This is a genomic window from Candidatus Phytoplasma crotalariae (assembly GCF_030586865.1).
GTDB classification, from domain to species: domain Bacteria; phylum Bacillota_I; class Bacilli_A; order Acholeplasmatales; family Acholeplasmataceae; genus Phytoplasma; species Phytoplasma citri.
The window spans coordinates 1-6,764 of sequence record NZ_JAOSIR010000024.1; the positions used below are offsets into that span (position 1 = coordinate 1).

A 6,764-nucleotide genomic window follows, 5' to 3' on the forward strand; every position below is an offset into this window, starting at 1 on the left:
ATATTCTGAGAGTTTTTTTAAATAATAGTATTTGTTGAATCAATTCCAATTAAATCTAATATTTTTTATTATTTTTTAAAGCTACAATTTCATTAAAGTTTCTTATTTGGTTTTTTTGATATTCTAAATTAAAAAAACCATGTCTAATGAATTGGAATTTTTCTAAATTATTTTTACAATCTAAATTGCTTTCTATAAAACCTTTATATTGTTTCCAAGAGTTAAAATTAAATAAATGTTTTATTTCTTGAGACTTTTGATAATTCTCTTGATTATTATCTTTTAATAATAAATCATAATAAAAATTAAAAGTTGCTTCTAAAGATTTTTCTATAGTTAAAAAATGAATAGTACCGTTAGGTTTACGTTGATTAAAACCGCTACCACTTTTGGTCATCGGATCATAGGTGGCTAAAATTTCTGTAATTTCTCCCAAATTATTCGTTATTACTTTATATGCTTTAATAAAATAAAAATATAATAACCTAACTTCTCCGTGCAAAAATAATCTTTTAAAATCATGATTAGGTTTATTTATTTGAAAATCGCTATGTTCTATATATATTTGACGTGAAAAAAAAACTTTTCTTTTTGTTTGTTCGCTATTTTTATAATAAGAAATTTCACGAAATTCTATTTGATTTTCGGGATAATTAGTAATTGTTATTTTTAAAGGTTTTATAATAGCGATAATAATTTTAGTTTTTGATTGTAAATCACTTCTTAAACAGGCATCTAACATACTTCTATCAATATTACTATTTATTTTAGAAAGTCCTGCTTCTAGAATGAAATTTTTAATCGCCGAAGGTGTGAATCCACGATTGCGTAATCCTATTAAAGTAGGCATGCGTGGATCATCCCAACCTCGTACCAAATTATAATCTACTAAAGATTTAAGAATTCTTTTGCTCAAACATGTGCCAACAATATTTAATCTACCAAATTCAATTTGTTTCGGAATGTTAATCATTTCAGTTTCCTTGATGATCCAATTATAAAGTGGACGATGATCTTCAAATTCTAAAGAACATAAAGAATGAGTAATTTTTTCTATAGCATCAGCTAAGGGATGAGCAAAATCATAAGTTGGATAAATATAATGATGTTGTTGTTTTAAAGTTTTAGTATTTAAAATTCTATATAAAACCGGATCGCGTAAATTAAAATTAGGATTAGACATATCAATTTTCGCTCTCAACACTTTTTGGCCTATTTTAAATTTACCTTGAGCCATTTGATGAAATAATTCTAAATTCTCTGAAATAGTACGATTACGATAAGGAGAACATTGTTGAATTTCTCTTGTTTGTTTTAATTCTTCCGCATTTAAATCATCTACAAAAGCTTTATTTTTTTTGATTAATAAAATAGCTTTTTGATAGATTATTTCAAAATAATCCGAAGTAAACAAAATTTTATCTGGTTTATATCCTAACCAATGTACGTCTTTTGCTATATTTTCGATATAAACAGGTTTTTCGCGTATAGGGTTAGTATCATCATATCTTAAATAGGTTTTTCCTTGAAAATATTTAGCTAATTCAAAATTAATAATAATTGCCCGAGCATGACCTAAATGTAAAAAACCGTTTGGTTCTGGCGGAAAACGAGTAATAATTTCAGATATTTTATTTTGTTTTAAATCTTGTTCCATAATAGTTTTGATAAAGTTGGATATTATCATAAAATATTTGTAATTCTCCTTTTTTGCTTTGACAAAAATATAATAAATTTTTGAAAATTGTTTCTCCAATATCTTTTAAAGAACAAGATATATAATCTTAGTCACATATAAAGTATTTTTTATAACAAAATTAAAATATAAAAAAAATTATATTTTATAATTAATTTTTGGAAAAAAATGATTATTTCCATATATAAAAATAAATTTCAAATTTATATTTAATTTTTTTTAAGATATTTTTAGTATACTAGAATAAATGTTTTTTTTAAAAATATTATTTTTTTAGGAGCAAATTAAAATGTTTATTAAATTAATTAATCGTATTATTTTATTAATAATAATTTTTATTATTTTATTCATAATTCGACACGAAATCAATATCGAAAGTGAACAACAAAACGAAGAGAATTATAATAATTCTCTTGAAGAAATTAGAAAAACTTGGCGACAACTTGATCCAGATAAAAATACACAAAATAATTTTAATGAAACATAAAATGAAAAATTATAATCAATATATATAAAAATAATCTCGAATTAAATTTTATAATTATTTAAGAGAATTCATTTTTTATGACTAATTATGAAAAATTGTCATAAATTCTAAATTCTCTTTTTTTAAGATAATATTATGTAGAAGTAATTTTAGAAGATTTTCAGAATAACCGTTTTTATAATATTTGGCTTAGAGAGATATAATAAAGTATAAAATATTGCATAATTTTAAGAAAATTTAATCCTTTTTATTATAGTTTTTTTAAAATTATATAGATATTTGATAATTTAACCATTCTAAAATATCTTTATAAACAAAAGTATAAAATGTATTATTTAATAAATTATGATTACCTTGATAATATAATTTTAAATGTTTATTAGGACTTTTTATTAATTCGAATAACTCTTGACTATGTTCAAAAGGAATAATTTTATCTTGTTGACCATGCAATAAAAAAATAGGTTTTGGATAATTAAATTCATAATTAATTAAATATTCTTGAAATTGTTTAATCATTAAAAACATAGTATGATAAATGAAACGAGTAGTAACAGTATTAATTTTATTAGTAATTTCTACTTGTTGTAAAGTTAATCTTTGGGGCTCAGCATAATTATTCATTATAATAATTTTAGTATTTGAATTAATTTTGTTAGATTCTAAAATTTCTTGAGTTTTATTCAAAATTTTGGAAGATGTAGCAATATTAATAACTCCATCTATATCTTGAAATTTATACACATAACAATTATTAATTGTACTGCCTAGCGAATGACCTAATAAAAATATTTTCAAATTATTTTGTCTTTTTAAAAACATTACAATATTATGCAAATCATTTATAAAGATTCGGGAATCTTCAATATCTCCTGCTTTATCCGGATTTTGTATATTTTGACCATGATTTATTAAATCATAATTTAAAGTATTAAAATTATTAGTATTTAAAAAATTAGTTAATCTTTCATATTCTTGAGAACTTTCTCCCATATCATGTGTAATAATAATATTTGCTTTAGCCATTTGAGGTTCAATAGCTTGTTTAAAATTATCCAAAATTCTGACATTATTATATCCTAATAATCGAAAATTAGAAAAACTTAATATTTTAAAAATAAAAATGAAAAAAATTATAATAATAAATAAAATCTTTATCAATAATGAATTATTCTGTTTGGAATTTTGATTATAAATTTTTTTTGAATTATACATTTTCAGATTATTTCTCCTATTGAATAATGAGTTTATAATGAACAAAAAGTTTTAGAAAAAATCAAAAATTTTAATATTAAAATGTAATGACTTAAAATTAATAAAATATCTTATAATTTACTAATCTAATTGTATATCATAAATAATTTAATCGTTAATAATAAAAAATTATTAACAACAATATTATCTTTTTTTAACTTTTATTCTATAATGATAATTATTGCTATAATTATCTTTATATGCAATAAAATAAATTTGAAGAGTACAGGTCCATACCTCTCTCATTTTCCAAAACCCTACATTCAATAAAAAAAAAGTTTCTCCTATTAAAATATTATGATTTAATATTTTATTAATATTACAAATTTTAATGACTCCAGTATTTTTATTATATTCAACATTAGATTGCGGCTCAAAATAAAAATTTTCTCTTAATTGTTTTTCTATTGCAGCTTTAGAAATTCCCGATAAATAAGAAAATTTACCAAACAAATGATAATAAAAAGTTTTATCTTTTATAGCATTAATTAAATTAAAAGAAATTGAAGAATTTTCTTTAGATAAATTATCAAAATTATCAGAAATATTTACAAGCGGTATTTTCAAAGATGTTTGCGTCATCGGAAAAAAAAATATGATAAAATAACTTAAAATTAGTAAGAACCAAATCAATAATATTACAATAAATATATTGTAATTGTTTTTTTTTTGTTCATATTATCGCCATTTCTTTTAATAAACCATATTGTTTATTATCTTTAATAAATTATTAATTTTAATTAATTTGGATTTTTTATTTGTAATTTTTAATATTAACTTTACTAGGGCTTTTTTTTAAATCTTCGTTAATTAGATCTAACCAATTAGGTATAGTTTCATCTAATAAATATTTAAGGGCATGGAAAAAACAATAACCATCTCCAGGTGTATCATTATATTCTTTAATATAAAAATGTATATTATTAAAATTTTTCATCTTCAATTTAAGAATAGAACTATCTATTATTTCGCATAAAGAATTGAAATCCCATGAAAAAGTTGTTTGATTAGAATTCTTTATCTCGATAATTAATGATATTCTTTTATTTATTTTTTTAGATAAAAAATCAATAGTACTTTGTATCAAAAAAGGATATGCAGTATCTAATTTTTGATTTAAAATTTTTTCTATAATTATTTCCATGTCTAATGGCGGTTTTTCACTTTTTAAAAATGTCTGATAAGTATCTTTAAAAGTATTATCTTTTAAACCTAAAAAAAATTGTTCCAATCCTAAATAAGCTATTTTCGCAACTAGTTGACGATTTTCAAGATATTGATGATTATTTATCTTTGCATAAGTATAATCATAATAATGCAATGTTTTTTGATTACGATTTGTAACACAACAATAAATAAACCAAATTATAATTAAATGAAGTATAAATAAAAATGTATATAAAATAATTTTTAAATTAAATCGAATGTTAAACATTTTTTAATTATTTTTACCTTTCGCTTTTTGATTTGAGAATTTTAATTCCAAAATAAAAAAAGTTTTTTAAAATTATTTTTAACTTAATTAAAAAAGATCAAATTATATTAAATATAATAATATTATAATTTATAATTCAAAAGTAAATTTCATTACTACTATTAAAATAAATAAATTAATTAAAAGTTTAATATTATAAATGAATAAACTGATAAATCGAGATGATTTTATTTATAAAAATTGTTTTTTAAATAAATATTTTTAGAGGTATTATAATATATGTTTTTTAAAAATCGCAAAAATTTTTTCGATTGTATAACTAATAATTCTATAGCTTTATTTTATTCTGGTAATCCCCAATATAAAAGCGGAGATCAATTATTTCCTTTCGAAGTTAATAAAAATTTTTATTATTTAACGGGTATTAAACAACCTTATATTATTTTAGTTTTTATCAAAACAATATTAAACAAACAAAATTTTTTATTTATTCCTGATATCGATCCTATGAATAAATTATGGAACAATGAACAATTAAATAAAGAACAAATTACCAATATTTCGGCAATTCCATTTACTAATATTTTGGAAATCAAAGATTTTAATTTTTGGATTAATAAAAAAATTTCTGAATTAAAATTATTATCTCCCAAAATTTATTTTGATATTCCGAACCATTATAAAGAATTAAAATATTCTTGGAGTTATGAACAATTATATAAATGTTTAAATTATTGGCCACATATCGAAATAGCCAATAGTTCTCAAATTTTATTAAAATTACGTCAACAGAAAAATAACGCAGAAATTAACTCTATTAAAAATGCTATTGATCTACATTATCGATCTTTAATGTATTTGTTTCAAAATTTAAATAAATGTCAATATGAATTTGAAATAGCAGCTAATTTTCATTATTATTTAGGCATGAATAAAGCTCAAAACGCTTTCGAAACCATTGTCGCTTCAGGAAAGAACGCTTTAATTTTGCATTATCATAAAAATCATTCTTATTTAAATAATAACGATTTATGTTTAATAGATGCAGGAGTAAAAATTAATGATTATTCTTCGGATATTACTCGTTGTTTTCCTATTAGAAATAAATTTACAGCTATACAGTATCAAATTTATAATTTAGTATTAAAAGTTAATAAAGAATTAATTAATTGGGTTAAACCTGAACATAGTATGAAAGATTTAAATTATTATGGAAAGCAAATGCTATCTATAGGTATGAAAAAACTTGGATTTGAAGAAAAAATTGAAAATTATTTTTATCATAGTATTAGTCATCATTTAGGATTAGATATACATGATTTAATAGATATAGATGCAGAAGAACCTATCGGAGAAAATAGCATTATAGCTATTGAACCAGGTTTATATATTAATCATTTAAATTTAGGGATTAGAATTGAAGACAATATTGTTGTCAAACGAAAAGGAAATATTAATTTATCTGCTCAAATTCCTAAAGAAATTGAAGAAATAGAATCTTTAATAAAATAAATAAAATATTTTAAATTTGATAATAATTATTTTTATAAAAGATAAAATAAGTTAGAATTATTCGTTTTAAATTAGAGATTTGTTATAATATCAATGTTATTATAATTATAAATTATTTAATTTACGTATATTATTATATTTATGGCCAATAAGCATAAATATTATGTTCTCTCATCGATAACACAAGCGATAAAGAACATTTTCTTAAAGGAAACAAAAATGAATGACAGTAGTTCTTAAAAGTAGGTTATAGTAGGAAGTAAAATTAATAAAATATCGATATCTTGAAAGAAATACTTCAAAAATGAAAAAATCTTCACAACCATACAGTAGCAATATTATCACCATTATCCACTTGTCCTCAAAAGGTAATAACTATT

6 protein-coding genes are annotated in these 6,764 nt (G+C 20.7%); 2 read left to right on the forward strand and 4 right to left on the reverse strand.

The features are described from left to right. Nucleotides 1-55: 55 nt before the first annotated feature. Nucleotides 56-1,687 carry a glutamine--tRNA ligase gene (gene glnS, locus OC683_RS01800; RefSeq protein ID WP_304514849.1) on the reverse strand — a complete coding sequence of 544 codons (1,632 nt, stop codon included), beginning with the start codon at nucleotides 1,685-1,687 and terminating at the stop codon, nucleotides 56-58. Between the two features lie 298 nt (nucleotides 1,688-1,985). On the opposite strand from glnS, the gene OC683_RS01805 reads away from it, so the two are divergent. After that, nucleotides 1,986-2,183, forward strand: coding sequence for a hypothetical protein (locus OC683_RS01805; protein WP_304514850.1), 198 nt, complete (start codon nucleotides 1,986-1,988; stop codon nucleotides 2,181-2,183). Between the two features lie 267 nt (nucleotides 2,184-2,450). Here the strand turns inward: OC683_RS01805 and OC683_RS01810 are convergent, their stop codons facing one another. From OC683_RS01810 to OC683_RS01820, 3 genes are all read right to left on the reverse strand, one after another. Continuing rightward, complete coding sequence (locus tag OC683_RS01810; protein ID WP_304514851.1) at nucleotides 2,451-3,398, reverse strand: alpha/beta hydrolase; 948 nt, start codon at nucleotides 3,396-3,398, stop codon at nucleotides 2,451-2,453. Nucleotides 3,399-3,581: 183 nt separating this feature from the next. Beyond that, nucleotides 3,582-4,019: a hypothetical protein gene (locus OC683_RS01815; RefSeq protein WP_304514852.1), complete on the reverse strand. Its 438-nt coding sequence runs from the start codon at nucleotides 4,017-4,019 to the stop codon at nucleotides 3,582-3,584. A 172-nt stretch (nucleotides 4,020-4,191) separates the two neighbouring features. Next, entirely contained in the window at nucleotides 4,192-4,872 is a 681-nt protein-coding gene (locus OC683_RS01820; protein ID WP_304514853.1) for a hypothetical protein, read from the reverse strand. A gap of 279 nt (nucleotides 4,873-5,151) precedes the next feature. On the opposite strand from OC683_RS01820, the gene OC683_RS01825 reads away from it, so the two are divergent. Beyond that, on the forward strand, nucleotides 5,152-6,384 hold the full coding sequence (locus OC683_RS01825) for an aminopeptidase P family protein (RefSeq protein ID WP_304514854.1): 1,233 nt from the start codon (nucleotides 5,152-5,154) through the stop codon (nucleotides 6,382-6,384). The last annotated feature ends 380 nt before the right edge of the window (nucleotides 6,385-6,764 follow it).